25 protein-coding genes are annotated in these 25,813 nt (G+C 68.3%); 15 read left to right on the top strand and 10 right to left on the bottom strand.

Annotated features, from left to right (window positions below):
• Position 1: 1 nt before the first annotated feature.
• Positions 2-745, bottom strand: coding sequence for an SDR family oxidoreductase (locus tag EV649_RS22655; protein WP_130385561.1), 744 nt, complete (start codon positions 743-745; stop codon positions 2-4).
• Between the two features lie 22 nt (positions 746-767).
• Entirely contained in the window at positions 768-1,559 is a 792-nt protein-coding gene (locus EV649_RS22650) for a GNAT family N-acetyltransferase (protein ID WP_130385560.1), read from the bottom strand.
• A 120-nt stretch (positions 1,560-1,679) separates the two neighbouring features.
• On the opposite strand from EV649_RS22650, the gene EV649_RS22645 reads away from it, so the two are divergent.
• The 6 genes from EV649_RS22645 (at position 1,680) to EV649_RS22620 (ending at position 8,008) form a co-directional block, all read left to right on the top strand.
• The gene (locus EV649_RS22645; protein ID WP_130385559.1) at positions 1,680-2,471 is read left to right on the top strand and encodes a metalloregulator ArsR/SmtB family transcription factor; all 792 of its coding nucleotides are present in this window, start codon (positions 1,680-1,682) and stop codon (positions 2,469-2,471) included.
• 168 nt (positions 2,472-2,639) lie between these two features.
• Entirely contained in the window at positions 2,640-3,914 is a 1,275-nt protein-coding gene (locus EV649_RS22640) for a sugar ABC transporter substrate-binding protein (protein ID WP_130385558.1), read from the top strand.
• Positions 3,911-4,834 carry a sugar ABC transporter permease gene (locus EV649_RS22635; RefSeq protein WP_198682631.1) on the top strand — a complete coding sequence of 308 codons (924 nt, stop codon included), beginning with the start codon at positions 3,911-3,913 and terminating at the stop codon, positions 4,832-4,834. Before EV649_RS22640 ends, EV649_RS22635 begins: the two co-directional genes overlap by 4 nt.
• A complete protein-coding gene (locus tag EV649_RS22630; protein ID WP_130385556.1) occupies positions 4,831-5,685 on the top strand; it encodes a carbohydrate ABC transporter permease in 855 nt (284 codons plus the stop codon). Before EV649_RS22635 ends, EV649_RS22630 begins: the two co-directional genes overlap by 4 nt.
• A 2-nt stretch (positions 5,686-5,687) precedes the next feature.
• Positions 5,688-6,719 carry a LacI family DNA-binding transcriptional regulator gene (locus tag EV649_RS22625; protein ID WP_198682630.1) on the top strand — a complete coding sequence of 344 codons (1,032 nt, stop codon included), beginning with the start codon at positions 5,688-5,690 and terminating at the stop codon, positions 6,717-6,719.
• On the top strand, positions 6,716-8,008 hold the full coding sequence (locus tag EV649_RS22620; RefSeq protein WP_130385554.1) for a sulfatase-like hydrolase/transferase: 1,293 nt from the start codon (positions 6,716-6,718) through the stop codon (positions 8,006-8,008). The genes EV649_RS22625 and EV649_RS22620 overlap by 4 nt, the downstream gene beginning before the upstream one ends.
• Positions 8,009-8,043: 35 nt before the next feature.
• Here EV649_RS22620 and EV649_RS22615 read toward each other — a convergent pair whose 3' ends face one another.
• From EV649_RS22615 to EV649_RS22605, 3 genes are all read right to left on the bottom strand, one after another.
• A complete protein-coding gene (locus tag EV649_RS22615; RefSeq protein ID WP_130385553.1) occupies positions 8,044-10,170 on the bottom strand; it encodes a DEAD/DEAH box helicase in 2,127 nt (708 codons plus the stop codon).
• Between the two features lie 68 nt (positions 10,171-10,238).
• The gene (gene soxR / locus EV649_RS22610) at positions 10,239-10,718 is read right to left on the bottom strand and encodes a redox-sensitive transcriptional activator SoxR (RefSeq protein ID WP_130385552.1); all 480 of its coding nucleotides are present in this window, start codon (positions 10,716-10,718) and stop codon (positions 10,239-10,241) included.
• 46 nt (positions 10,719-10,764) lie between these two features.
• A complete protein-coding gene (locus EV649_RS22605; RefSeq protein ID WP_241998534.1) occupies positions 10,765-12,039 on the bottom strand; it encodes an MFS transporter in 1,275 nt (424 codons plus the stop codon).
• 71 nt (positions 12,040-12,110) lie between these two features.
• Between EV649_RS22605 and EV649_RS22600 the strand changes: the two genes are divergently transcribed.
• The gene (locus EV649_RS22600) at positions 12,111-13,091 is read left to right on the top strand and encodes a helix-turn-helix domain-containing protein (protein ID WP_130385551.1); all 981 of its coding nucleotides are present in this window, start codon (positions 12,111-12,113) and stop codon (positions 13,089-13,091) included.
• On the opposite strand, the gene EV649_RS22595 is transcribed toward EV649_RS22600, so the two are convergent.
• A complete protein-coding gene (locus tag EV649_RS22595) occupies positions 13,088-14,218 on the bottom strand; it encodes a Xaa-Pro peptidase family protein (RefSeq protein ID WP_130385550.1) in 1,131 nt (376 codons plus the stop codon). The two genes, EV649_RS22600 and EV649_RS22595, sit on opposite strands and share 4 nt — an antisense overlap.
• Positions 14,219-14,262: 44 nt before the next feature.
• On the opposite strand from EV649_RS22595, the gene EV649_RS22590 reads away from it, so the two are divergent.
• Genes EV649_RS22590 through EV649_RS22580 form a run of 3 tightly spaced genes read left to right on the top strand, consistent with a single transcriptional unit; the run spans position 14,263 to position 17,547 of the window.
• On the top strand, positions 14,263-15,057 hold the full coding sequence (locus EV649_RS22590) for an alpha/beta hydrolase (protein ID WP_130385549.1): 795 nt from the start codon (positions 14,263-14,265) through the stop codon (positions 15,055-15,057).
• A gap of 10 nt (positions 15,058-15,067) precedes the next feature.
• Positions 15,068-15,940, top strand: coding sequence for an SDR family NAD(P)-dependent oxidoreductase (locus EV649_RS22585; RefSeq protein WP_130385548.1), 873 nt, complete (start codon positions 15,068-15,070; stop codon positions 15,938-15,940).
• 2 nt (positions 15,941-15,942) lie between these two features.
• Positions 15,943-17,547, top strand: a complete 1,605-nt coding sequence (locus tag EV649_RS22580; RefSeq protein ID WP_241998532.1) for an AMP-binding protein — start codon at positions 15,943-15,945, stop codon at positions 17,545-17,547.
• Here the strand turns inward: EV649_RS22580 and EV649_RS22575 are convergent.
• Genes EV649_RS22575 through EV649_RS22560 form a run of 4 tightly spaced genes read right to left on the bottom strand, consistent with a single transcriptional unit; the run spans position 17,534 to position 21,088 of the window.
• Positions 17,534-18,316, bottom strand: a complete 783-nt coding sequence (locus tag EV649_RS22575; RefSeq protein ID WP_130385547.1) for an LLM class flavin-dependent oxidoreductase — start codon at positions 18,314-18,316, stop codon at positions 17,534-17,536. The genes EV649_RS22580 and EV649_RS22575 overlap by 14 nt on opposite strands.
• An 18-nt stretch (positions 18,317-18,334) precedes the next feature.
• Positions 18,335-19,120, bottom strand: coding sequence for a citryl-CoA lyase (locus tag EV649_RS22570; RefSeq protein WP_130385546.1), 786 nt, complete (start codon positions 19,118-19,120; stop codon positions 18,335-18,337).
• Positions 19,117-20,328 carry a CaiB/BaiF CoA-transferase family protein gene (locus EV649_RS22565; RefSeq protein ID WP_130385545.1) on the bottom strand — a complete coding sequence of 404 codons (1,212 nt, stop codon included), beginning with the start codon at positions 20,326-20,328 and terminating at the stop codon, positions 19,117-19,119. Before EV649_RS22565 ends, EV649_RS22570 begins: the two co-directional genes overlap by 4 nt.
• Positions 20,318-21,088, bottom strand: a complete 771-nt coding sequence (locus tag EV649_RS22560; RefSeq protein WP_130385544.1) for an IclR family transcriptional regulator — start codon at positions 21,086-21,088, stop codon at positions 20,318-20,320. Before EV649_RS22560 ends, EV649_RS22565 begins: the two co-directional genes overlap by 11 nt.
• Positions 21,089-21,195: 107 nt before the next feature.
• On the opposite strand from EV649_RS22560, the gene EV649_RS22555 reads away from it, so the two are divergent.
• The 5 genes from EV649_RS22555 to EV649_RS22535 all read left to right on the top strand — a co-directional run bounded on the left by EV649_RS22555 (position 21,196) and on the right by EV649_RS22535 (position 25,661).
• Positions 21,196-22,209: a tripartite tricarboxylate transporter substrate binding protein gene (locus tag EV649_RS22555; protein WP_130385543.1), complete on the top strand. Its 1,014-nt coding sequence runs from the start codon at positions 21,196-21,198 to the stop codon at positions 22,207-22,209.
• A complete protein-coding gene (locus EV649_RS22550) occupies positions 22,206-22,730 on the top strand; it encodes a tripartite tricarboxylate transporter TctB family protein (RefSeq protein ID WP_130385542.1) in 525 nt (174 codons plus the stop codon). Before EV649_RS22555 ends, EV649_RS22550 begins: the two co-directional genes overlap by 4 nt.
• A complete protein-coding gene (locus tag EV649_RS22545; RefSeq protein WP_130385541.1) occupies positions 22,727-24,292 on the top strand; it encodes a tripartite tricarboxylate transporter permease in 1,566 nt (521 codons plus the stop codon). Before EV649_RS22550 ends, EV649_RS22545 begins: the two co-directional genes overlap by 4 nt.
• Before the next feature lie 15 nt (positions 24,293-24,307).
• Entirely contained in the window at positions 24,308-24,712 is a 405-nt protein-coding gene (locus EV649_RS22540; protein ID WP_130385540.1) for a universal stress protein, read from the top strand.
• 79 nt (positions 24,713-24,791) lie between these two features.
• A complete protein-coding gene (locus tag EV649_RS22535; protein WP_130385539.1) occupies positions 24,792-25,661 on the top strand; it encodes a TIGR03619 family F420-dependent LLM class oxidoreductase in 870 nt (289 codons plus the stop codon).
• The last annotated feature ends 152 nt before the right edge of the window (positions 25,662-25,813 follow it).

Below are 25,813 nucleotides of genomic sequence, written 5' to 3'. Positions count from 1 at the left end.
GTTATCGGCCGCCCGAGACGTCGACCGTCGTACCGGTCATGTAGGAGGAGCGGTTCGAGGCGAGGAAGGCGATCACCTCGGCGACCTCCTCCGGCTTGCCGGGGCGGGCCAGCGGCGGGGTCGCGCCGAGACGGTCCAGGCGGCCGGGCTCGTGGATGTCGGTCTGGATCAGGCCTGGTCGGACCCCGAGGACGCGAACGCCCTCCTTTGCGACCTCGTTGGCCAGGCCGGTCGTCAGCGCGTCGACGGCAGCCTTGCTCGCCGCGTAGTCGACGTACTCGCCCGCCGACCCGAGTACCGCCGCGCGCGAGGAGATGTTCACGATGACGCCACCGTCGGCGCCGTACGCCGTCGACATCCGGCGGACCGCGGCGCCGGCGACGAGGAACGCGCTGATCGCGTTGATCCGGAACACCCGGTCGAGCCGTTCGGCGTCGTACTCAGCGACCCGCCCGGCCGGCGAGACGACACCGGCGTTGTTGATCACCGCGCTGATCGGGCCCAGCTCAGATGTGACCGTGTCGAAGAGCCGCTCGATCTGATCGGCCTCGGTAACGTCCGCCTGGACTGCGATCGCGCGCCCACCGCGTTCCTCACACGCCTTCACGACCTGGGCGGCCTCATCGGCCTGCGTCCGGTAGTTGACCCCGACATCCCAACCGTCCGCCGCAAGAGCGAGCGAGGCGGCCGCGCCGATTCCGCGACTCCCACCTGTGACCAGCACAACCCCACGTCCGTCAGTCATGGACCTACTGTTTCATGTGGGGTCACGCAGGCGGCTTCGCGAACCCGAGCTGGGTCTCCGAGTCGGTGAATCCGAGCGAGCGATAAATCCGGATCGCGAGGTACTCCGGATCCGCGACCATCACCAGGGTCCGCGCACCGCCTTCGGTCAGCCCGTACGTCGACGCGTGGTGGACGAGCGTGGTCGCCAGCCCGCGACCACGGTGCTCCGGGGACGTCTGCACATCCTGGAACCGGGCCAGCCCCTTGCCGTCGAACATCAACCCGAGCGCACTCTGCAGCCGATCCCCGTCGAACGCGCCGAACCACTTCCCGTGACCGGCGTCGACCAGCTCGCGCTTCGCCGCCAACCTGCGCCGGGTGAACTCCTCGTACGCCGCGTCGACCTTCATGGACGCGGTGGCGAGGCTCTGGTGGTACAGCTGCTCCCAGTCGTCGTCAGTGCTCAGGAAGCGGTACGTCGAGTCCGCGTTGGGCCGTTGCGGTTGCAGGACCCGATCGGCCGTCATCACGACACTGCCGTCGACTGTGAACCCGGCGGCGGTCAGCTCGTCCTCGGCCCCGATCTCGCCGTCGACGGTATCGATGCCGATGGCAACATGGTCGGCGTCCGGGAACTCCCGGCGGAAGTCGTCGAGGCGGATCTTGGTGTCGTCCGGGGCGAACGGCGTGCGGTACAGCAGGAAGTTGCCCCACCAGAAGCCGGGGTTGGCCGGCGTACGGATCACGACGTACTCGCCGGTGTCGTGGAAGGTGCTTCCACTCAGCTCCAGCAGCAACAGGTCGGTGCGATAGCCCAGGCTCGTGATCTCCACCTCCTTATCCTCACCCACCCGTCAATCGCCTTCTTCGACGATGCGATGGTTGACATGCAGCCAATTGGCTGCCTATGTTGGAAAGGCAGCCAGAAGGCTGCATGAAGCGATCGGAATGCGATGGACGACGAGGTGTTCCGGGCGCTCGCGGATCCCAGCCGGCGACGGCTGCTCGACCTGCTGAACGCGCGCAACGGGCAGACGCTACGCGAGCTGTGCGCCGAGCTCGACATGGCGCGGCAGTCCGTCAGCAAGCATCTCGCCGTACTGGAGAGCGCAAACCTCGTCAGCACCGTGTGGCGCGGCCGGGAGAAGCTGCACCACCTGAACGCGGAGCCGATCAACGCCATCGCCGATCGCTGGATCCATCAGTACGACCGTCGGCGGGTTCAGCTGTTCGCCGATCTCAAGACGGCTTTGGAGGCTGAAGTGACAGACAACGATTTCGTCTACACCACCTACATCCGGACCACGCCCGAGCGGTTGTGGCAGGCCTTGACCGAACCGGCGTTCACCGAGCAGTACTGGCAGCTCCACCACGAGACCGACTGGAAGCCCGGCTCCCCGATGGTGTGGCACCAGGGCGATGTCGTGATCTCCGGACCGGGGCAGGTGGTGGTCGAGCACACGCCGTACACGCGGCTGTCCTACGCCTGGCACCACATCACACCCGAGTTCGCGAAGAAGTACGACATCGACGAAGCGACATACGAGCGGATCAGCCGCGAGCCGTTGTCGACGGCAACGTTCGAGCTCGAGCCGGCCGACGGCCAGGTCAAGCTCACTGTGATCCACAGCGGCTTCGAACCGGACAGCGTGATCCGGACCATGATTCAGGACGGCTGGCCGCGACTGATCGCGGACCTCAAGTCCCTCGTCGAGACCAGCCCGCGGCCGGTCGCGACGAAGTAGCCCAGCAGGTCTCGGGCTGGACCGATGAAAACGTTGTCACAGCCTGATTGTCGATGAATATCCCGTCTCAACCAGCCTTTTGCGCCAATCCGACCCATTGTCATGACGACGTTTTCAGACTAACGTCCGGCGGACAAGAATTGGCGCGGGGGTCGAAAGGAGACGGGCATGAGGCGAATCGTGCTGGCCGTGGCCACCGCAGTACTGGCGGTCCCGCTGGCCCTGGCCGGCTGCGGCGGCTCCGGCGGCGGGTCGAGCGACGGAACCGTGCGGCTGGCGTTCCGTCAGTTCGATCCGCCGACCGAGATCGGCGGGCTGCAGGCAGTCGTCAAGGCATGGAACGACAAGCATCCCGACATCCAGGTCAAGCTCGAGACGCTGACCGGCCCGGACAGCGCCCAGCAGTTCGCGCGCGAAGCCAACTCGGGCTCGGGTCCGGACGTCGTTCAGATCGCCAACGTCAACGTGAAGGACCTCGCCAAGCCCAAGATCCTGAAATCTCTCGACGAGTTCGCCGGGAAGACTCCGCCGGAGACGCCGCTCGACCAGTACCTGGCGCTGGACCTGGCCAAGTTCGACGACAAGACCTGGGCGCTGCCCTGGACCGTCGACACCTTCGCGCTGGCGTACCGGCCCGAACTGCTGGCCGCCGCCGGACTGAAGCCACCGACGACCTGGGACGAACTGGCCGGTGCCGCAACGAAGCTGAGCGACGCCAAGGCGAAGCGATCCGGATTCTGTTTCACCGGTGCGAGCGGACCTGGTTCCGGCCAGTGGTTCCCGATCAACTACTACCTCTGGTCCCACGGCCAGACCCTCGTCACCAAGGACGGCGACCGCTGGAAGGTCGGCGTGACCCAGGAAGCGCTGCAGTCCGAGATCGACTGGTTCAACAATCTCTTCGCGTCGGGCGCGACCGCCAAGTCGATGATCGCGGTGGAGTCGCTGACCGACCCGCAACTCGTGGACGGCCTGGCCAAGGGAACCTGCGCCATGACCCTGATGGCGCCCCAGACGTTCCGCAAGGCGAAGGCCGCCGATCCGACGCTGAAGACCGCGCCGGTCCCGGACGGATTGAAGGACGGCGCCACCCACCTGGGCGGGCGGATGCTCGGGATCAATGCCGCCACTGACCATCCGGATCAGGCCTGGGAGTTCCTGAAGTACCTGAACAGTGCCGAGGCCTTCACGAAGATCGCCCAATATCCCGCGGCCACCACGGTGCTCACGAAGATGAAGGTTCCGGCAGGCGAAGAGGGCTACCAGCAGCAGTTGCCGCACGCCAAGACCTTCGGCCGCTACATCAGCGGTCCGGTGCCGGTCACCACGCTGACCAAGATCACCAACGCCCAGTTCGGCGCCGTGTACTCGGGTCAGACCGACAGTCACACTGCAGCCGCGAACATCATCAGCCAGATCACGAGCGAGCTGGAATCGCGGTGAGCGCCGCCCTGTCGCTCCGGCGCCGGGGCCCGTCCGGACGACTGACGCCGTACGGGCTGATCGCGCCGGGCGTCACGATCCTGATCCTGCTCTTCGCGGTGCCGGCCGCGTACAACATCTGGCTGTCCCTGCACGACGTGACGCCGTACGACGCCCTCGGCGACGGGCAGTTCGTCGGCGCGGGCAACTTCCGCTCCGTCCTGAAGAACCCACTCACACTCAGCAGCCTCAAGAACACCGTGCTCTGGCTGACGCTCGTCACGGTCGCCATCCGTCTCGTTCTGGGGCTGGGCATCGCGCTGCTGTTGCAGGCATCGGTCCTGCGCCGGCTGCGGCTGGTAGGTCTCACCAGGACGCTCGTGCTCATCCCTTGGATGATCCCGCCGACCGTGGCGGTCGCGGCCTGGCGCTGGCTGCTCGACGGTCAGGCGGGTCTGCTCAACCAGCTTCTGATGCGCTTCGGGCTCATCGACCAGGGTGTGCCTTTCCTCGGTCAGACGAGCACGGTCTGGTGGTGCATCGTGGCGATCATCTCCTGGCGTGAGCTGCCGTTCGTGATCATCGTGCTGATGGCCGGCTTGCAGGCGATCCCGCACGACCAGTACGAGGCCGCCGCGATCGACGGCGCCGGGCGTCTGCGTTCGCTGCTGTACGTGACGCTGCCCAATCTGCGGCCAGTGCTCGGTGTCGTCGCGCTGATGATCACGATCAACTCCTTCAACAACTTCGTCTACGTGTGGCTCACCACCGGCGGCGGGCCGGGGACGTACACGCAGGTCCTGGCGACGCAACTGTTCTCGGCCGCCTTCGTCGACAACCAGCTGGGATCGGGCGCCGCGATCGGGCTGCTCATGTCTGCCTGCATGGTCGTCTTCTCACTGGTCTACCTCGGAGTGCTGCAGCGGAGGGCGAGAGCATGACCGCCGACGTTCTCAGACGACGAAGGCTCCGGGCCCGGACCGGGGACGCGGTCGTGCTGGCCGCCGTGGCCGTCGTCCTCGCAGCCATGGTCTTCCCGTTCGCCTGGATGGTGCTGACCTCGTTCCGGCCGGCCGGCGAGATGTTCGACCTGAACCAGATCCTGCCGCAGCACCTGACGCTGGACGGTTTCCGCGGCCTATTCGCCAGCTCGGCCTTCGGGCGCTACGTGGTGAACAGTGCGATCGTCGCACTGGTCGCGATGGTGGTGTCGGTGTTCGTTTCCTGTCTCACCGGCTATGCCTTCTCCCGGTTCGAGTTCCGCGGTAAGCGCGTCTTCATGGTGCTCGTGATCGCGGTGCACCTGTTTCCGTTCGTCATTCTCATCACGCCGCTCTATCTGTTCTTCTCCGAGCTCCATCTGCTCAACACCTACCAGGGCCTGATCATCGCCTACGTCGCGCTCACGCTGCCGTTCGCGACGTACCTGATGATGGGGTACTTCGACACGGTACCCAAGGGTCTCGACGAGGCTGCGCGGATCGACGGATGCTCGACCTTGGGGGTGCTGTTCCGGGTCGTTTTCCCGATTGCCTGGCCCGGCGTCGCCACCGTCGCGATCAACAGTTTCGTGATGTCGTGGGAGGAGTACCTGTTCGCCAAGGTGCTGATGACCGATGACCGGATGAAGACTGTGCAGGTCGGATTGTCCAACTTCTTCGGCGAGTTCACGACGCAATGGGACCTCGTCATGTGTGCGTCGGTCGTGGCGTCCGTTCCGACTATTGTCCTCTTTGCGGTGGCCCAGCGACGGCTGGTCTCCGGTCTGGCGACCGGGAGCGTGAAGGAGTGACGATGAGTGGCAGGAACATTCAGCGGAAGCCACCGACGATCAAGGATGTCGCCGCCCTGGCCGGCGTCAGCATGTCCACCGTGTCGCGGGTGCTGAACGGCACGGCGGTCGTGTCGGGTGATGCGGCCGAGCGGGTCCGGCGCGCGGTCACCCAACTGGACTTCGTGCTGAGCGCGTCGGCGCGAACGGTCCGCCCCGGCGTACGGTCGATGACCTGGGGTCTGCTGGTCGACGCTGTCGAGTCGCACTACTTCAGCACCCTGATCGCGGAGCTGGACCGGGCGGCACAAGACCATGGCTCCACACTTATGGTGTCGGTGACGCAGAAGGAGTGGGTTCGGGAGAGACATCTGATCAAGGAGATGTCCAGCCGGCGCGTCGACGGGCTCTTCGTGGTGCCGGCCAACGGCGACGTGCTCGGTGAGCGTTCACGGATGTCGAGCGTCCCGATCGTCTATGTCGACCGGATACCGAGCGGCGTGGTCGCCGATGTCGTCACGTTCGACTACTACCGCGCCATGGCCGACCTGATCGAAGGCCTGTGGGCGCGCGGCCATCGCAGGATCGCTTTCATCGGCGGCGAGGTGGACACCGACCCGGGTTCGCGGCGCTACGCCGCCTGGAACGACATCCTGGCCCGGCACGGCACCACAGCCGATCCAGAACTGGTGAGTGTCGGGCACCTGGTGGCCGACACCGCCACCGAAGCGATGGTCGCCATGCTGCGGTCAGATCAGCCGCCCACCGCAGTGGTCACCACGACCGGTCTCTTGCTACTGGGCGTACTCCACGGGGTGGTGCTGGAAAGCGCCGACGTCGAGGTCGTCTGCTCGGAAGAGATCGATGCGGCTTTCCTGTCGCCGGTGCCTCTAACCATGGTGGCCGCTGATCTGAGCCTGCTGGTGAGCGACGCCGTCGAACTGCTCACGGCGCGGATCGACGGAACCTCCGGCACCACTCCCGTGACTCGGCTACTGCCGACCGGGCAGATCGAAGTACGGCCGAATCCGACCATGGGAGTGAGCTTGCAGTGACCCGACCGAACATCGTGATCGTCTACACGGACGACCTGGGGTGGGGTGACCTCGGCTGTTACGGAAGCCCGGACGTCCGAACGCCCCACATCGATGCCTTGGCCGCACGCGGGATCCGGATGACCGACTGGTACTCGAACTCGCCGGTCTGCTCACCGTCACGCGCCTCGCTGCTGACCGGCCGGCACCCGGCCCACGCCGGAGTCGAGTCGATCCTGGGCGCCCAACGGACTACTCACGGTCTGCCGCCGCAGACCACGGTCGCATCGTCACTGGCGGCGGCCGGCTGGAAGACCGCGGTGTTCGGGAAGTGGCATCTCGGCGTCGAGCCCGGCTCCGCTCCGCTCCGGCACGGCTTCGATCATCACTTCGGGTTCCGGGCCGGATGCGTCGACTACTACTCGCACATCATGTACTGGGGCGTGCGATACCCCATCCACGACCTGTGGTCGGACGACACGGAGATCTGGCAGAACGGCGAGTACCTGACCGACCTGATCACCGACCAGGCCGTCGAGTTCATCGAGGGTACGGCGGAACCGTTCCTGTGCTACGTGTCCTACAACGCCCCGCACTATCCGATGCACGCCCCCGCGGACGCGATGGACAAATTCGCCCATCTCCCGTGGGAACAGCAGGTCATGGCCGCGATGATCAGCCGGGTGGACGACGGCGTCGGGCGCATCGTCGAGGTGCTGCGGCGGACCGGCCGCCTGGATGACACGATCATCTTCTTCTCGTCCGACAACGGCCCGTCCGCCGAAGAGCGGAACTGGCTGGGCGGTGAGGAGATCGCCTATGCCGGTGGGTCCACCGGCGGACTGCGCGGCCACAAGGGGTCGGTGTTCGAAGGCGGCATCCGGGTGCCCGGGATCTGGTCCTGGCCGGCCGCCCTGCCGGCCGGAGTGACCTGCGACGTGCCAGCGATGATGATGGACGTCACGCCCACGCTCCTGGCCGCCGCCGGCCTCGAGCCGGACGCCGATCTCGACGGGACGGACCTGCGGCCCGTGCTGTCCGGAGCCGATGGGGATTCCGGCCGGGTGCTGACGTGGGGGTACGAAGGTCAGCTGGCCGTACGCCGCGGACGTTGGAAGCTTGTCGTCGATCCGGTCGAGCGCCTCGGCGCACACCAGCAGCCGGGACGGTTCCTGTTCGACCTCGCCGAAGACCGCAACGAGACGCACGATGTGGCCGCACACCAGCACGCCGTGCTCGCCGAACTCGACGAGCACGTCACTACCTGGTCGGAAACCCTCGAGCGATGGCGCAAACCCGTAACGACCTGACCGGCCGCACCCGCGCGTCGCCCGAAGCGTTACCGCTACGGGCGCTTGTGGATGACCAATGGGAGGACGGCGGCTGCACCTGCTTCGCGGAGCTTGGCCGCGGCCACCGTGACCGGCCACTGGGACGAGGTGGAGTCGACCAGTAGCAGCACAATGCGTGCTGTGACGGCCTGGGCGGTGGCGCCGTCCACCTGGAGACCGTCCCGCCAGACCTTCGCCTCCTCGGCCGACGACAGGTCGTCGGTGTAGCCGGTCCGGTCGATGGTCAACTCGGCCCGCTCCAACCGCCCGACCCCGGCAACATGATCGGCAACCGCCGACGTGAGCTCCCGATAACCCCCGGCAGCAAGCGGTACGACGACATCGGGGCGGGCCGACCACGAACCACGCCACCGCGACAGTGCCGCGACGGCACCGGCCTGCAACGCCTCGACAGCATCCGGTGTGGGCGAGCCGCTGAACGCACCTTGCAACACCTCGCGCCACTCGGGCGCGTCGGCGTACACGATGATGCGGCCCGGCTCGGCGGAGAGGGCGGGTGGGATCTTCCCGCGGGCGCCGAACGCGCCGCCCGGCCACATCTTCCGCGTCTCCAGGACGTGGACCTCGCCGCGCAGCGACCGTGTGATGGTCGCGACGGTCTCCGGATCGGGCCGCTCCACCAACGGCTCAGGCAGAGCGCCCAGGCAGACGGAGCAGCGGCCGCACGGCTCCGCCGACGGGTCGTCCAGGGACTCCTGGAGAAGTTGCATCAGACAACGATCGCCGCGGGTGTACGCGCGCATGATGTCGGCCTCGCGCCGTCGTACCGACACGATCCCGTCGTAGTGCGCCGCGTCGAAGGTCCAGTCGGCGCCGGTCCGGACCCATCCGCGCTCGACCCGGTCGACGGCTCCGTCCACGGCGAGTTGCTTCAGCATCAGCTCGACCCGGGTCCGGCGCAGTCCGGTCTCGGCCTCCAATGCCGGCACGGTCGCGGGCTGATCCGGCCCGTAGCTCTCCAGCGCCCGCAGCAACCGCTGCACGTTCTCCGGCACCGGGATCGTCGCGGTCGCGAAGTAGTCCCACACGCCGGCGTCCGCGTCGGACGGCAGCAGCGCCACCACCGCGTGATCGATGCCGCGCCCGGCACGACCGACCTGCTGGTAGTACGAGACCGGTGAGGGCGGCGACCCGACATGCACGACGAACCCGAGGTCCGGTTTGTCGTACCCCATCCCGAGCGCCGAGGTCGCGATCAACGCCTTCAACTGGTTCGCGCGCAGCGCGTCCTCGAGCCGCTCCCGCTCCCCCGCCTCCAGCTGACCTGTGTACGCCGCGACCGGCACATCTCGCCCGTGGACCTCCTGGATCACCGCGGCAAGCCGTTGCGCATCGGCGACCGTCAACGCGTACACGATCCCCGATCCGGGAAGCGTCGGCAGCACGTCGACGACCCACGCGAACCGATCCAGCGGCGACAGCGCGTCCACGACCGCGAGCTGCAGACTCGATCGCGCCAGCGGACCGCGCAGTACCAGCGTCGACTCACCGAGCTGCTTCGCGACGTCCTCCGTCACGCGCGAGTTGGCGGTCGCTGTGGTCGCCAGCACCGGCGTCTTCGGGTTCAGCTGCTGCAGCACCTCGGACACCCGGCGATAGTCCGGGCGGAAGTCGTGGCCCCAGTCCGACACCGCATGGGCTTCGTCGATGACCAGCAGACCGATCTGACCGGCCAGACCGTCCAGCACGCGCCGTCCGAAGCCTGGGTTCGCCAGGCGCTCCGGGGAGACCAGCAGGACGTCGACCGCGCCGGAGCGCAGGTCGTGTTCGATGTTTGACCACTCGTCGATGTTGTTCGAGTTCAGGGTCGCGGCGCGGAGCCCCGCCCGGCTGGCCGCGGCGACCTGGTCACGCATCAACGACAGCAGCGGTGAGACCACGAGTGTCGGCCCGAAACCTTCGGCCCGCCGGATCGCCGTCGCGGCCCAGTAGACCGCAGACTTCCCCCAGCCGGTCGCCTGCACCACCAGCACTCGCGCCGCCGCCTCGCACAAGGCGGCAACAGCGGTCTCCTGATCCGTCCGCAGCCGCGCCTCGTCGCCCGCGATCGCCCGGATCAGGTCACCCGCAACCTTCGCCCGGTCGTCGGTCAGAGTCAGCATCGCCGCAGTCTCGCCCATGCCGACGACCCTAGACGCCCCAACCCCCAAATACTCGGCCCTGCCCGCCGACCTGTGGATAACCGTGCTCAGGCGCACTTGCCCGGGTGGCAGGGTTCTCCGGCGGGGGTGACCAGGCGGCGGGCGCCGGGGCCTGTGCTGGCGAGGGTGTCGTGGGGGTTGGCGAGGGCGCAGCGGTCGATGGACAGGCAGCCGCAGCCGACGCAGTCCTTGAAGTCGTCGCGGAGTTGTTCGAGGTGCACGATGCGGCGGTCGAGCTCCGCCTGCCAGCACTCCGAGATGCGCTCCCAGTCAGCGCGCGTCGGCGTCCGGTTCTCCGGCAGCAGCTTGAGGATCGCGGCCACCTCCGCCAGCGGTACGCCGACCCGTTGGGCGATCCTGACCAACGCCACCCGCCGCAACGTGTCCCGCTTGTAGCGGCGCTGGTTCCCCGACGTACGGCGACTGAGGATCAGCCCCTGACGCTCGTAGAAATGCAGAGCCGAGATCGCCACGCCGCTGCGTTGCGACAGCTGCCCGACCGTCAACTCACCCGGCTCGATATCCATCGCTCATCCCTCCAACCTCAACTTATATCGAGGCTAGCGGAAAGAGTCAGGCGGTTACGAGGCGGCGTCCGATGCTTGCCGACATCAACGCGGCCGCCGCGCAGAGCCCGCCGGCCAGGTACCACGCCAGGTTGTAGCTGCCCTGCGCGTCCCGGATCGCCCCGGCGCCGGTCGCGGCCAGCGCCGCGCCGACCTGGTGCGACGCGAACACCCAGCCGAACACGATCGGCCCGTCCTCGCCGAACCACTCGCGGCACAGCGCCACGGTCGGCGGCACGGTCGCCACCCAGTCCAGCCCGTAGAAGATGATGAACACCCAGGTGCTCGGCGCAGCGCTCGGTCCGAGCAGCGACGGCAGCACCAGCAGCGACAGGCCGCGCAGCGAGTAGTAGGCGATGAGCAGGTACCGCGGGTCCCATCGGTCGGTCAGGTACCCGGAGAAGATCGTCCCGGCCACGTCGAACACGCCCACCAGCGCGAGCAGCGACGCGGCAGTCGTGGGCGGCATGCCGTGGTCGTGCGCCGCCGTCACGAAGTGCGTCCCGATCAGACCGTTCGTCGACGCACCACAGATCGCGAACCCGCCCGCCAGCATCCAGAACGCGGGCCGCCGGGCTGCCATTCGCAGGGCGTTGAGCGCTCGCATGGCACTGCTACCGGTCGTTTCCACCCGCTGCCCCGCCGTACTGCCCTCTGGGGCGCCGTACGCACGCAGCCCGACGTCACTCGGGTAGTCCCGCAGGAAGAACAGCACCAGCGGTACGACGGCCAACGCTGCGCCGGCTGCTACGAGCGCGGGCACCCGCCAGCCGTAGTTCGACGCCAGAGACGCGATCAGTGGCAGGAAGATCAGCTGGCCGGTCGCACCGGCTGCTGTGAGGATCCCGGTCACCAGACCGCGACGGTGTACGAACCAGCGCCCGGTGATCGTCGCTACGAAGGTCATCGACATCGACCCGGTGCCGATGCCGACCAGAAGGCCCCAGCACAGCAGCAGCTGCCAGGACGCGGTCATGAAGACGGTCAGGCCGCTGCCCAGCGCGATCAGGACCAGTGCGCCGCTGACCACCTTCCGCAGCCCGAGCCGGTCCATCAGCGCGGCGGCGAACGGCGAGATCCCGCCGAACAGCAGCAGGTTGATCGACACCGCCGCCGAGATCGTCGCGTGCGACCACCCGAACTCCTCGTGCAGCGGATCGAGCAGCACACTCGGCACCGACCGGAACCCGGCCGCACCGATCAGCGTCACGAACCCGACCACAGCGACCGCCCAGGCCAGGTGCACCCGGGGAGCCTTCTTCGTCTCCAGAATCTGCGTCACCCGATCAAGGATGAGGGTTCGATCGTCATCGAACTAGTGGCCAGATAGACAACATATGTCAAGATATGGCCATGACTCGTCATCTGGCCGCCGTCGGTCCGCACGTGGTCGCCGTTCTCGCGCTCGAGCCGGTGGTCGGGTTCGACCTGACCATCCCGCCGACCGTCCTGGGCGCCGCGACCAAGGCCGACGGCACCAAGTTGTACGACATCCGCATCTGCGGACTCGGCGGTCCGGTGCGGGCCGGCGCCGGGTTCAACCTCGTCCCGGACTACGGCCCCGAGGCCCTCGCCGAGGCGGACACGGTGATCGTCCCAGGAACCTATATCCCCCAGCCGCGGTACGAAGGCACGCTGCCCGACGACCTCGCCGCTGCGCTCGCCACCATCCGGCCGGGCACGCGGATCGCCTCGATCTGCACCGGGGCGTTCGTCCTCGGCGCGGCCGGTTACCTGGACGGGCGGCCGGCGACGACGCACTGGGAGCGGGCCGAGTTGTTCCGCAGCGTGTACCCACAGGTGAAGCTCGACGAGGACAAGCTGTTCATCGACGACGGCGACGTACTCACATCGGCCGGCCTGGCCGCGGGCGTCGACCTCTGCCTGCACCTGATCCGGCGGGACTTCGGAAGCGAGGTCGCCAACCGGGCCGCCCGGCACTGCGTCGTACCGCCGTGGCGTGACGGCGGGCAGTCGCAGTACATCGAGCGCGTCGTACCTGAGGAAGGCAGTGAAGGTACGTCGCCGACGCGGGCGTGGGCGCTCGAACGGCTCGGTGAGGACATCAGTCTCGCGGCGATGGCGGAGCATGCGCGGATGAGCGTGCGTACGTTCAGCCGGCGCTTCAAGGCCGAGACCGGACAGTCGCCCGGCACCTGGCTGCTGCAGCAGCGCGTACGGCACGCGTGCCAACTGCTGGAGACGACCGACCTGTCGGTGGACCGCGTCGCTGAGGAGGCCGGCCTCGGTACGGCGGCCTCCTTGCGACACCACCTGCGGTCCGAGATGGGCGTGTCCCCGCTCGCCTACCGCAAGACGTTCCGGGCAGGTTAGGTCAGAACGACCAGGTCATGCGGCTGGTTGTTCATCGACTCGACGCCGTCCGCCGTCACCACGACGATGTCCTCGATCCGCGCACCCCAGCGCCCGGCCTGGTAGATGCCCGGCTCGACGCTGAACGCCATACCGGGCTCGAGCGTCAGCTCGTTGCCCGCGACGATGTACGGCTCCTCGTGAACGTCGAGCCCGATCCCGTGCCCGGTCCGGTGGATGAAGTAGTCGCCGAAGCCCGCCGCCGTGATGACGTCCCGCGCGGCGGCATCGATCGACTCCGCGGTCGCACCGGGCCGAACAGCATCCACCGCGGCCTGCTGAGCCTCCTGCAGTACGGCGTACGTCGCGGCGACGTCGGCGTCCCGCGGCGTACCCACGGCGTACGTCCGCGTGGAGTCGGAGTTGTAGCCCTCGGCAACCGGACCGCCGATGTCGACGACGACCACGTCGCCGGCCTCGATCACGCGGTCGGACAGGGCGTGGTGCGGGCTCGCCCCGTTCGGGCCGCTGCCGACGATCACGAAGTCCGCCTCGGTGTGGCCTTCCTCGACAATCGCGGCCGCGATGTCGGATCCGACCTCCGCCTCGGTCCGGCCGGGACGCAGCCACTCTCCGACGCGGGCATGCACGCGGTCGATCGCCGCGCCCGCCTTCCGCAGCGCCTCGATCTCCGCCGCGTCCTTCCGCATCCGCAACTCACGGACGATCGGCCCGGCCAGCACCTGCTCGGCCTTCGGCAGCGCGTCCCGGAACCCGAAGACGTGCAGCGCCGGCGTGAAGTCGCTGACCGCGACCCGCTCGGCGCCGCTCAGCCGCTCGGCCACAAGGTTGTACGGGTCGACGCCGTCCACCCACGTGACGATGTCGACGCCCAGCTCGGCCAGCGACAGATCGTCGTACCCGGGCGCTTCCAGCTTCGGTACGACGAGTGCCGGGGCGCCGTCGGCCGGAATCACCAGCGTGGTGAGGCGCTCGAGCGAGCCGCCCGGCTGACCGATCAGGTAGCGCAGGTCCGAGCCTGGCGTGATCACCAGACCGGTGCCGGCCGCGGCCTCACGGGCACGGTCCAGGCGGGCGCGAAGGACGGCGACATCATGGACGGGAGGGAGTGCTGAGCGACGAGCCATGCCTGACTCTAAAACTGTCGGGAGGAGTTGCTACAACTTGCCCCATGACCCTGCACCATGTGTCCTTCGGCGACGGCGTACCGGTTCTCGCGTTGCACGGCTGGACGCCGGACCATCGGCTGATGACCGGCTGCCTGGAGCCCATCTTCACCGAGCTGCCCGGCTACCGCCGCCTCTACCCCGACCTGCCCGGGATGGGTGAGAGCCCGGCCGGCGACATCGACAGCTCCGACGGCATCCTGGCGGCGGTGCGCGCGTTCATCGACGAGCAGATCGGCGACGAGCCGTTCGTGCTCATCGGCGAGTCGTACGGCGGGTATCTCGCCCGCGGCCTGGTCGCCGAGCGGCCCGAGCAGATCCTCGGTATCGGACTGATCTGCTCGGTCGGCACGCTCTGGCACAAGGACCGGAAGCTGCCCGAACACGCCGTACTGCGTTCCGAGCCGGGCGTGCTCGAATCGCTGACCGAGGGCGAGGACTTCACCGAGCTGGCCGTCGTACAGACCGCCGAGGCGTTGGCGGCGTACCGCTCGGATGTGGCGCCGGGTCTCGCGGTCGCCGACACGGCGGCGCTCGAACGCATCCAGAAGAACTGGGCGCTGTCGACGGCACCGGAGAGCGGTCCGCCGTACGACGGACCGTCCCTCATCGTGTGCGGCCGGCAGGACGCTGTGACCGGGTACGAGGACCAGTACGGCCTGCTCCCCCACTACCCGCGCGCGACGTACGCCGTACTGGACGTCGCCGGCCACAACCTCCAACTCGAACAACCCGCCCTGTTCGGCGCCCTGATCCGCGAATGGTTACAACGCCTGCCGCAAATCGCTACCAGCGGGTAATGTCGGGCGCATGGTGACTGGGAAGCGTGCTCTGGGGTGGCCGTTGCTCGTCGCGTTGACGAATGGGCGGACCGGGATCTCGGACGAACGGCTGGCCGCTGCCGTCCGGGGCAAGGTGGTTCTGGTGACTGGTTCGTCGTACGGGATCGGTGAGGCGACCGCGCGGCGGCTGGCCGCTGCCGGGGCGACGGTGCTGCTCGTGGCGCGTACAGCGGACCAGTTGCAGCTCGTGGCGGACGACATCCGGTCGCGTGGCGGGACGGCGTACGTGTACCCGGCGAACCTCGCCGACCCGGCAGCGATCGAGGAGCTCGTGCGGACCGTGCTGGCCGAGCACGAGCGGGTCGACGTACTCGTGAACAACGCGGGTAAGTCGATCCGGCGATCGATCGCGGACACGTACCAGGGGTTCCACGACATCGAGCGGACCAATGCGGTGAACTACCTCGGGCCGGCCAAGCTCGTGCTCGAGCTGCTGCCGTCGATGCGCGAGCGCGGGTCCGGCCACATCGTGAACGTGTCGACGGCCGGCGTCCGTACGCCGCCGATGGCGCGCTGGTCGGCGTACCTGGCGTCGAAGAGCGCGTTCGACGTGTGGCTACGGTGCGTGGCGCAGGAGGTGCGCGGCGACGGGGTGACGACGTCGACTGTCTACATGGGCCTGGTGCACACGCGGATGAGTGAGCCGACGCCGCTGCTCAACAAGATGCCGGGGCTGACGCCGGAGCAGGCGGCCGATCAGGTGTGTACGGCGGTCGCGGAGCGCCCGCACAACATCACGCCGCCGTTCGTCCGGCCGGCTGATGCCCTCGGCAATCTGTTGCGGGTGCCGACGGATCGGTTGCTCGAGCAGTACTTCCGGCGTACCGGAGGCGGGAAGTAGCGATGAGGACGATCCGCCCGATCCCGCCGCTGCGTCCGCCGGAGTGGCTGGTGCAGAGTGCGGCCGAGGTTGGCGGGTTGTCGGTCGCGCTGATCAAGTCCGGGGTGTGGCGGTCTGCCGGGCCGGCGCAGCTCGTGCGGATCGAGCGGGCGCTGCGGACCTGGGGTCAGTCGATGGCGGCGCTCGGGGTGATCGCGGCGATCCGGTACCCGGAGCGGGCAGCCGTGATCTCCGGGAACGACGAGATCACGTACGCCGAGCTGGACCGGCGGTGCGAGCGGATCGCGGCCGGGATGCAGGCGCAGTACGGGATCGTTGCCGGGAGCAAGGTGGCGGTCCTGTGCCGCAACCACCGCGGATTCCTCGAGGCGACACTGGCGGCGTCGCGGGTCGGCGCGGACGTCCTGTTCGTGAACACCGAGTTCGCACCGCCGCAACTGCAAGCCGTTCTCGAACGGCACCGGCCGGATCTTCTGGTCCATGACTCCGAGTTCGCCCCACCGGCAGGCATTCCATCGGTCGTCTCTGATTTGGCTGAGCTTGCTGAGAGTGTGGCGCCGTCGGCACCTGCGCCTTCGACGGCTGGGCACATCACGATCCTTACCTCGGGGACGACCGGCACTCCCAAGGCGGCGCCTCGGGTGCCGACCGCGGTCGGGTTGGCGGGGTTGACCGGGAGTGCGCTCAGCCGGTTCGGGCTGCGGGCGGGTGAGCCGATGGTCGTGTGCCCGCCGCTGTTCCACGGGCTCGGTCTGCTCACCTCGATGCTCGCGTTGTTCCTCGGCTCGCCGCTTGTCCTGCGACCGCGGTTCGACGCCCCGACCTTGCTCGCCGACGTCGAGGCGACCCGCGCTGGCGCGATCGTCGCCGTACCGGTGATGCTGCGCCGAATGCTCGATCTCGGTCCGAATGCCATCGCGGAGTACGACCTGCGCTCGCTGCGGGCCGTCATCTCGGGCGCGTCCCAGCTCGGCGCGCCGCTGGCCGAGCGGTTCATCGAACGGTTCGGGCCGGTGCTGTGCGACGCGTACGGGTCGAGCGAGGTCGGCATCGCCACGATCGCAACCTCCGCCGACCTGCTCGCCGCGCCCGGGACGGTCGGGCGCCCCTGTCTCGGCAGCACGATCCGGATCCTCGACGACCAGGACCGCACGGTGCCGACCGGCACGACCGGGCGGATCTTCGCGGGCGGCGGGCTGGTGTTCGGCGGGTACTCGGACGGTTCGAGCAAGACCGTCGTCGACGGGCGGATGAGCACCGGCGACCTCGGTCACGTCGATGCGGCCGGGCGCTTGTACGTCGACGGCCGCGAGGACGACATGATCGTGTCCGGCGGCGAGAACGTGTACCCGGTCGAGGTCGAGCAGTGCCTCGCCGCGCATCCCGCGGTCGCCGAAGCGGTCGTTGCCGGAGTCCCCGACGACGAGTTCGGCCAGCGGCTGATCGCGTACGTCGTACTCCACTCGCCGGCGACCGAGGACGAACTGCTGACGCACGTGAAGGCGAACCTCGCGCGCTACAAGACGCCGCGCCAGATCGTGGTCCTCGACGAGTTCCCGCGCAACGCGACCGGCAAGGTCCTGCGCGGCAAACTCAGCCCGCCGTGAAGAGTTTCCGGAACCTCGTCATCCGGTCCAACGCACTGCTCTCGTCCCCGAAGGACACCGCCACAGTCTCCGCCCCGGCGTCGACGAGCTCGTGAGCCGTGGCGACGACCGGATCGGGATCGCCGCTCGACCAGTCGAGCCGCGTGCCGACCTTCACCGGCCGGTCGCCGAACGACCTCAGTCGCGACACGGCCTCCGCGAACCCCGCGCCGTCCAGGTTGAGCCCCTGCCATTCGTCGCCGTACCGCGCGGCGCGGCGCAACGCGGGCACCGTCGTACCGCCGATCATGATCGGGAGCGGCGCCCGGAGCTTGGGCTCGAACACCCCGCCGCGGTCCCGGCCCTCGAAGAGATCACGGATGATCCCGAGCGACTCGTCCGTACGGCGGCCACGCTCCTCGAAGACGGTACCGACGGCGGCGAACTCAGCCTTCGCCCACCCCGCGCCGATCCCCAGTACGACGCGCTCGCCGGACAACCGGTGCAGCGTCGCCGCCTGCTTGGCGACCACGTACGGGCTGCGCATCGGCAGGACGAGCACCGAGGTCCCGAACCGGATCCGGCTCGTGCGCGCCGCGAGGTACCCGATCGTGACGAGAGGTTCGTACACACCGCCGTACGTCGGGCCGAACTCACCCGGCGGGAGGAGGTGGTCGGGCAACCAGGCCGTGCCGTAGCCCAAGTCCTCCGCGGCGATGGCCAGCTCGACCAGTCGCTCGGGCGGCATCGATGCCGACTCGTCTGGGAGGACCACCTGGAGTTCGACCATGCAGTCGACCCTAACCGGTCAGAGTGAGCGCGGGGGGTGGCCGGTGTAGGTGGGGATGATTGTCTTCGGGAGCGGGCCCTTGATGCGTGTCGGTTCTTGTTGCTGCTCGTGGGCGTGGGCGAGCAGGCCGACGGAGCGGGACAGGATGAAGAGGCCGCGGGCGAGTTCGGCGGGGAGGCCGAGCTCGGCGTAGATGGTCGCCGTGGCACCGTCGACGTTCATCGGAACCGGAGCGAGGACGGATTCCAGGGAGAGCGCGATCTCCAGGTGCTCCCCGCTGATGGTGCCGTCGGCAACTGCTTGCTGGGCGGCGGCGATCAGCGGGTCGCGCCGCGGGTCGCGCGGGTGGAAGCGGTGGCCGAAGCCAGGGACGTACGCCGTGCGTTCCTTGTACGAGGCAACGAGCTCTTGCGCGGCGGTCGTCGGGTCGATGCCGGCGTCGACCGTGCGACGCAGGTCGTACAAGACTTCAAGGCATTCCTGTCCGGCGCCGCCGTGAACGTCGCCGAGCAGGTTCACGCCGGTGGCGATCGCGTTGTTGAGCGCCAGCCCGCAGGAGGCCGCCATCCGGGCGGCGGCGATCGAGGGCGCCTGCGGGCCGTGGTCGACCGCGGCTACCAGAGTCTGCTCGAGCAGCCGCGCCTCCCCCGGCGTCGGCAGCTCACCGCGGATCATCAGCCAGATCATCTGCGGAAACGTGACGCCGCCGATCAGCTGCTCGATCGGGTAACCGTGAAACCGGATCACGCCGGGCTCGATGTCCGAGATCCCCGTTGCCCACCAATCTGCGGCCTCGGTGCTCATGTAGCTCCCTTTGCTCGTAGTTCCGCGATCTCGTCCGGGGTGTATCCGAGCTCGGCGAGGATCTCGTCGGTGTGCTCACCCAGACGCGGTGGACGTGTCGACGGTCCGACCGGCCCGCCGTCCACGTGCACGCTGCTGCCGAGCACGCGCAGTTCGCGGTCCCGTCCGTCGGGCATCTCCACCGTGTGCAGGAGCTCGCGCTGGGCGAGCTGCGGCAGAGAGAGCGTTTGCTCGACGTTCAGCACCGGCGCGACGGGTACGCCGGACTCCGCGAGCAACTCGTCCCAGTACTCCGCGGAACGCTGAGAGAGCGTTTTCTCGAGTTCATCCTTCAGCTCGGCGCGGTGCACCTTGCGGGCCTCCCGTGACTCGAACCTCTCGTCCGTGATCAGCTCCGGGCGGCCCAACGCCGTGCACAGTTCGACGTACTGCTCCTGCTTGTTGGCCGCAATGTTCAGCGCCCCGTCCGCGGTCCGGAACGTGCCGGACGGCGCCGAGGTCGCGTTCTCGTTGCCCATGGCACCGGGTTTCCGGCCGGCGACCAGGTAGTCCGAGACCACCCATCCCATCGCCGCAACAGCGGTCTCCAGCATCGAGACGTCGAGGAAACTCCCGGCCCCGGTCCGTTCCCGTTTCACCAGCGCCGCCGAGATCGCGAACGCCGCCGCGTACCCGCCGAGCGTGTCCGCGATCGGGAAACCGGTCCGGATCGGCGCGGTCTCCGGCGTTCCCGTGACGCTCATGATCCCGGACAGTCCCTGGATGATCTGGTCGTACGCCGGCCGTCCGCGCATCGGCCCGGTCTGGCCGAACCCCGAGACCGCGCAGTACACCAGTCCCGGATTCAGCGACCGCAGTACGTCGACCGGGAAGCCGAGCCGTTCGAGCACTCCCGGCCGGAAGTTCTCCAGCAGCACGTCCGCCTCGCGGACCAGCCGCTCGAAGACCTCGCAACCGTCGGCGCTCTTCAGGTTGAGCGTGAGAGAGCGCTTCCCCGCGTTCTGGGCGAGGAACGAGACGCCGAGCCCGTCCTTGGACAGGTCCGGGTCGCCGCCGAGATTCCGGGCGAGGTCGCCCGACCCGGGCACCTCGACCTTGATCACCTCGGCCCCCATCAAGGCCAGTTGGTAGCCAGCGAACGGCCCCGCGAGCACGTTCGTCAGGTCGAGCACCCGCACACCGGCAAGCAGATCCGCGTCAGGACCCACTGAAACCGCTCCACCCGGTCCGGATGATCGTCTCCGCGCAGCGCCGTACGGCGGTGATGTACGGCGGCAACCGGTCGTCGCTGAACCGGGTCGTCGGCCCACCGATCGCGATCGCCGCAACGACCCGCCCGTCGGTACGCCGTACCGGAGCTGCGACGCCCGAAGCGCCGAGCTCGCGCTCACCGTGGCTGACCGCGAATCCGCGCGCCGCCGCGTCCGTGACCGCGGCCCGCAGCTTCTTCGCGAACCCTGGCTGCCGCGGCGCCTCCAGCGCGAGCTCCTCTATCAGCGACGGATCGACGTCGAGCACCGGTGGATCCGTGAGTAGTACCTTCGACGCGGATCCACCCCACAGCGGCATCGACGAGCCGACGACCACCATGTGCCGGACGCTCAGCGAGCCCGGCGCCTGCGCGAGACAGACCCGGGTCCGGCCGACGCGGATGTACAGGTTCGCTGTCTCGCCCGTGTCGGCCGACAGCTTCCCCATCGCCGCACGGACCGCCGGCGGGATCTCCATCGTCGCGCTGCTCAACCGGGACCAGCGCAGGAAACCAGGACCGATCGCGTACTTGCCCGGGCCGATCGCCGCGACCAGACCGCGCTGCTCGAGCGTGGTCACGAGCCGGAGGACCGTCGTCTTCGGCAGCCCGCTCGCCGCCGTCAGCGCCGCCAGCGACCAGGTCGGATGCTCGTCGTCGAACCGCTCGAGCAGGTCCAGCGCCCGGTGCACACTCCGTACTCCGTCACCTTCACTCATGGCCCGACGATAACCCGCCGTGCCACACAACGGAATCTCTGTACCTCCTGATGGAATGCTGCTACGGTCGCCCGCAGTGACCCCCCTCGCCCTCAGGAGGTAGCTCCATGTCGCGACCCCGCACGGTGCTGGTCGCCGCGGGTCTCACGGTCAGCTTGTTAGCCAGCGGCTGCTCAGCCCTGGAGAAGACCCTCGACGGCGGCAGCGTCGCCGGCGATTTCCCGAGCCGCAACGTCGAGATCATGGTCCCGGCCGCGCCTGGTGGTGGTTGGGACCTGACCGCACGGCAGTTCCAGCACGTGGTCCAGGAGAAGAAGCTGCTCGGTGAGAGAGCGGTCTCCGTGGTGAACGTGACCGGCGCCGGCGGCGCGGTCGGCATCTCCAAGCTGGTCACGAAGAACCGCAAGGACCCGCACACCCTGATGATCACCGGCCTGGTGATGGTCGGCGCCCTCACCCTGAACCAGTCGGAGATCACGGTCTCGGACACCACGCCGATCGCGACGCTCACCGCCGAACAAGAGGTGCTGGTGGTGAAGTCGGACTCGCCGCTGAAGTCCCTCAAGGACCTCGTCGAGATGTACAAGGCCGACCCGTCGAAGGTGAGCTGGGGCGGCGGCACGATCGGCGGCACCGACCACATCACCGCGGGCACGTTGGTGAAGGCGGCCGGCGCGGACCCGTCGAAGGTGAAGTACATCAGTTACTCCGGCGGCGGCGAGGCCACCGCAGCGATCCTGTCCGGCGACGTGACGGTCGGCATCTCCGGGCTGAGCGAGTTCGAGGAGCAGATCACCGCGGGCAAGATGCGCGTCCTCGCCACCTCCGGCACCGAGCCGGTCACGCTGAACGGCAAGCAGCTCCCGACGATGAAGTCCGAGGGGTACGACGCGGAGGTCCAGAACTGGCGCGCGATCGTCGCACCGCCCGACGTACCGGCCGCGGACCGGCAACGGCTGATCGACTTCGTGACCAAGGTGAACCAGTCGCCCGAATGGGCCGAGATCCGCAAGAAGAACGGCTGGACCGACTTCTTCAAGACCGGTGACGACGCCACCAAGTTCATCGCCGAGGAAACCACCCGCGTCCAGGGCCTGGAGAAGGAGCTGGGGATCCTGTGAGCACCTCAGAGGAAGCAGTCTCAGGGGAAGCAGTCGAAGAAGCGGTCAAGGCGTCTGATGTCGAGGTCGAGGCTTCGCGGCTGGTGCGGATCATTGCGGCACTGGTGCTGATCGTGTTGAGCGCGACGTTCCTGGTGGGCGTGTTCGACATCCGCAGCCCCAAGGGCTTCGACCCAGCCGGTCCGCGGTTCTTTCCGCTGCTCGTGACGTCGGCCTGGCTGGTGCTGTCGATTGCGTACCTGCTTGAAGGACTCCGGTCGCCCAAGACGGCCCGCGCAACCGATCGCAGCTGGTTCGAGCCGGTGGCGGTTTCCGCACTGCTCGTTCTCTACGCGCTGCTCGTCGTCCCACTCGGGTATCTGATCGCCACCGCGTTGCTGTTCTTCGCAGCGGCCCGGGTGCTCGGCAGCCGGCAGCTGGTACGGGACATCGTGGTGGCCGTCGTACTCACAGTTGTCGTGTATATCGCGTTCACGCAGTTCCTCGACATCTCGTTGCCGGGAGGGGTGCTGGGCCTGTGATCGGCTTGAGTGTTTTCGGTGACCTCCTGCACGGCTTCGGCACCGTGCTCGACCCGATGAACCTGCTGTGGGCGATCCTCGGCGTGACCCTGGGCATGCTCGTCGGCATCCTGCCCGGGATCGGCCCGGCGCTGACGATCGCGCTGCTGCTGCCGATCACGTTCAACTTCTCCGACCCGATCGGCGCCTTCATCATGTTCGCCGGCATCTACTACGGCGCGATGTACGGCGGTTCGACCACGTCGATCCTGATCAACACCCCCGGCGAGTCGGCCTCGGTGGCGACCGCGATCGAGGGCCACAAGATGGCGCAGAAGGGCCGGGCCCGGGCGGCGCTGGCGACGGCGGCCATCGGGTCGTTCGTGGCCGGGACGATCTCGACCGTGCTGCTGACGTTCGTCGCGAAGCCGATCGGGAGCCTGGCGAGCCACTTCCAGGCGACCGACTACTTCGCGATCACACTGCTCGCGATGGTCGCGGTGACCGCGATCGTCGGGCACTCGCTGGTGCGCGGGCTGCTGTCGCTGGTGGTCGGGTTGTTCATCGGGCTGATCGGTCTCGACAGCCTGTCCGGCGCGCCGCGGTACACGTTCGGCACGCTGCGGCTGCTGGACGGGATCGACGTGGTGATCGTCATCGTCGGGTTGTTCGCGATCGGCGAGACGTTGCACGTGGCCTCGAAGCTACGGTCCACTCCGGAGCGTCCCGCCGTACTGGAAAAGGGCCGCCGGCTGCGGACCGGGTACCTCACCAAGTCGGATTGGGGCCGGTCGTGGAAGCCGTGGCTGCGGGGCACCGCGCTCGGGTTCCCGTTCGGGGCGATCCCGTCCGGCGGCGCCGAAGTACCGACGTTCCTGTCGTACTCGATCGAGCGGCGGCAGGCGCGCAAGAAGGGTCGCGATGAGTTCGGCGACGGTGCGATCGAGGGCGTGGCGGGACCGGAGGCGGCGAACAATGCGTCCTTCTCGGGTGTGCTCGTACCGCTGCTGACACTCGGTCTGCCCACGTCGGCGACGGCCGCGGTGATGCTTGCGGCGTTCCAGATCTTCAATGTGCAGCCGGGGCCGCAGCTGTTCGAGGACCAGAGCACGCTGGTCTGGACGCTGATCGCGTCGCTGTACATCGGCAACCTGATCCTGCTGATCATGAACCTGCCGCTGATCCAGATCTGGGTCCAAGTCCTCAAAGTCCCCCGGCCGTTGCTGTATGCCGGGATTCTGGTCTTCGCGTGCCTCGGGGTGTACTCGCTGTCCGGCTCCGGCTACGAGGTGCTGATGGCGCTCGTGATCGGCGTGGTCGGGTTCTTCATGCGGAAGCTCGACTTCCCGATCGCGCCGGTGATCCTCGGCGTGATCCTCGGGCCGACGATGGAGGAGCAATTCCGCCGGTCGCTGGTGATCTCGAACGGCGACGCGAGCGTGTTCGTCACCCGCCCGCTGAGCGCGGTGATCATCGTGCTGACGGTGCTCGCACTCTTCGTCCCGTACCTGCCGCGCATCGTCGCCCGCATCCGCGGAACCCAACCCACCCGCGACCGCCTGACCTTCGGCGAGGACGATTGATGGGAGAGTGGGCACGTGAAGATTCTCGTCGGATACGTACCAACGCCCGAGGGTGAGGCCGCGCTGACTGCCGCGGCGGCCGAGGCCGAGCTGCGCGGGGCCTCGATCCTGCTGCTGAACACGAGCCGGGGCGACGCCTACATCGACGCCCGGTACGCCAACGCCGACGAGTTGGCGGCCGCCGAGGCCAAGCTGCGCGAGCACGGCGTCGAGGTGACGATCCAGCAGGCCGTCTCCGAGGGCGACGTGGCCGGCGCACTCCTGAAAGCAGCCGCCGCCGAGGACGTCGGCCTGATCGTCCTCGGCCTCCGCCGCCGCAGCCCGGTCGGCAAACTGATTCTCGGCAGCACCGCCCAGCGAGTACTCCTCGAATCCCCCGTCCCGGTCCTCGCCGTCAAGGTCCCGTCCCCCCACGACTGATCGCAAGAAGCGGGCGTCCGCTCCGACCGATGAATGAGTGGGGCACCTTCGGGGTGCTCCGGATCGGAAGGATCTGTGGATGACCTATCCCGAGGTTGGCGTCGGGCTGCCGTTGGTCGGGCTGAGCGGTCCGGAGGCTGTCGTCGCGATCGCGACCGCTGCCGATGAGCTCGGCTTCGCAGCGGTCTCGGTGTTCGAGCGACTGCTGATACCCGCTGCGCCTGACTGGGTGAACCACGCCGGCTTGCCGGAGCAGGCGGCGTACGACGCGCTGGAAACCCTCACGTACGTCGCCGCGCGAACCAGCCGGGTGCGCCTGCACACCGCCGTACTCGTGCCGCTCTTCCAGCAGCCGGTCGTGCTGGCCCGCCGGGTGGCGACGATCGATCAGCTCTCCGGTGGACGGATGGACCTGGGCCTCGCGCTCGGTTGGCTGCCCGAGGAATTCGTCGCCACCGGCGTCCCGAGCCGTGGCCGAGTAGCTGCGTTCGAGGAGTCGGTCGCCGTATTGCGCGCCTGCTGGGGACCGGATCCGGTCGAGTTCAGCGGCGAGCACTACACCGTGCCGATGGCGACGATCGGCCCGAAGCCGGTCGCTCCACTGATGCTGTACGGCGGTGGCGTGACACAGCCTGCGATCGAACGTGCTGCCCGCATCGCAGACGGACTGACTCTCGCGCACCGCGACTGGGAGTCCACCTGCGCCGCCATCGCCTGGTATCACCAGGCTGGCGGCACCGGTCCGATCATCCTCCGCGCCGGCCCGATGCAACCCCACCCGATGCTCGAAGGCCCGGTCGGCTTCACTCCCGCCACGATCGTGGACGACCTGCGGCACGCCGCCGATGAGGGCGTCACCCGGGTCGATTGGGACCTCAACATCATCGGAACGCCGATCGCCGAGCAGCTCGCTGCGCTCGAGAGACTGGCCGGACGCCTCTACGGCTGACGCGGACGCCCAGGCCATCACAATTGAGCGTGGGTGCCGCGCTGCCCGCTCGGCATGTGCTCGGTGGGTCGATTGTGATGGCCTGGCGGTTCGTCTCCCGTAATCCGGGTGAGGTGCTGGGGTGGGACGCCTAAACTGGTCTGGTTATGCCT

The sequence above is a fragment of the Kribbella sp. VKM Ac-2569 genome (genome assembly GCF_004216905.1).
GTDB lineage: Bacteria > Actinomycetota > Actinomycetes > Propionibacteriales > Kribbellaceae > Kribbella.
This window is presented reverse-complemented; position numbering and strand designations above follow the sequence as displayed.

Coding starts and splice junctions, on each gene's coding strand:
- EV649_RS22655 (WP_130385561.1), bottom strand. CDS start 745: ATGACTGACGGACGTGGGGTTGTGCTGGTCACAGGTGGGAGTCGCGGA.
- EV649_RS22645 (WP_130385559.1), top strand. CDS start 1,680: ATGGACGACGAGGTGTTCCGGGCGCTCGCGGATCCCAGCCGGCGACGG.
- EV649_RS22640 (WP_130385558.1), top strand. CDS start 2,640: ATGAGGCGAATCGTGCTGGCCGTGGCCACCGCAGTACTGGCGGTCCCG.
- EV649_RS22630 (WP_130385556.1), top strand. CDS start 4,831: ATGACCGCCGACGTTCTCAGACGACGAAGGCTCCGGGCCCGGACCGGG.
- EV649_RS22625 (WP_198682630.1), top strand. CDS start 5,688: ATGAGTGGCAGGAACATTCAGCGGAAGCCACCGACGATCAAGGATGTC.
- EV649_RS22615 (WP_130385553.1), bottom strand. CDS start 10,170: ATGGGCGAGACTGCGGCGATGCTGACTCTGACCGACGACCGGGCGAAG.
- soxR (WP_130385552.1), bottom strand. CDS start 10,718: ATGGATATCGAGCCGGGTGAGTTGACGGTCGGGCAGCTGTCGCAACGC.
- EV649_RS22600 (WP_130385551.1), top strand. CDS start 12,111: ATGACTCGTCATCTGGCCGCCGTCGGTCCGCACGTGGTCGCCGTTCTC.
- EV649_RS22595 (WP_130385550.1), bottom strand. CDS start 14,218: ATGGCTCGTCGCTCAGCACTCCCTCCCGTCCATGATGTCGCCGTCCTT.
- EV649_RS22590 (WP_130385549.1), top strand. CDS start 14,263: ATGACCCTGCACCATGTGTCCTTCGGCGACGGCGTACCGGTTCTCGCG.
- EV649_RS22585 (WP_130385548.1), top strand. CDS start 15,068: ATGGTGACTGGGAAGCGTGCTCTGGGGTGGCCGTTGCTCGTCGCGTTG.
- EV649_RS22580 (WP_241998532.1), top strand. CDS start 15,943: ATGAGGACGATCCGCCCGATCCCGCCGCTGCGTCCGCCGGAGTGGCTG.
- EV649_RS22575 (WP_130385547.1), bottom strand. CDS start 18,316: ATGGTCGAACTCCAGGTGGTCCTCCCAGACGAGTCGGCATCGATGCCG.
- EV649_RS22570 (WP_130385546.1), bottom strand. CDS start 19,120: ATGAGCACCGAGGCCGCAGATTGGTGGGCAACGGGGATCTCGGACATC.
- EV649_RS22560 (WP_130385544.1), bottom strand. CDS start 21,088: ATGAGTGAAGGTGACGGAGTACGGAGTGTGCACCGGGCGCTGGACCTG.
- EV649_RS22555 (WP_130385543.1), top strand. CDS start 21,196: ATGTCGCGACCCCGCACGGTGCTGGTCGCCGCGGGTCTCACGGTCAGC.
- EV649_RS22535 (WP_130385539.1), top strand. CDS start 24,792: ATGACCTATCCCGAGGTTGGCGTCGGGCTGCCGTTGGTCGGGCTGAGC.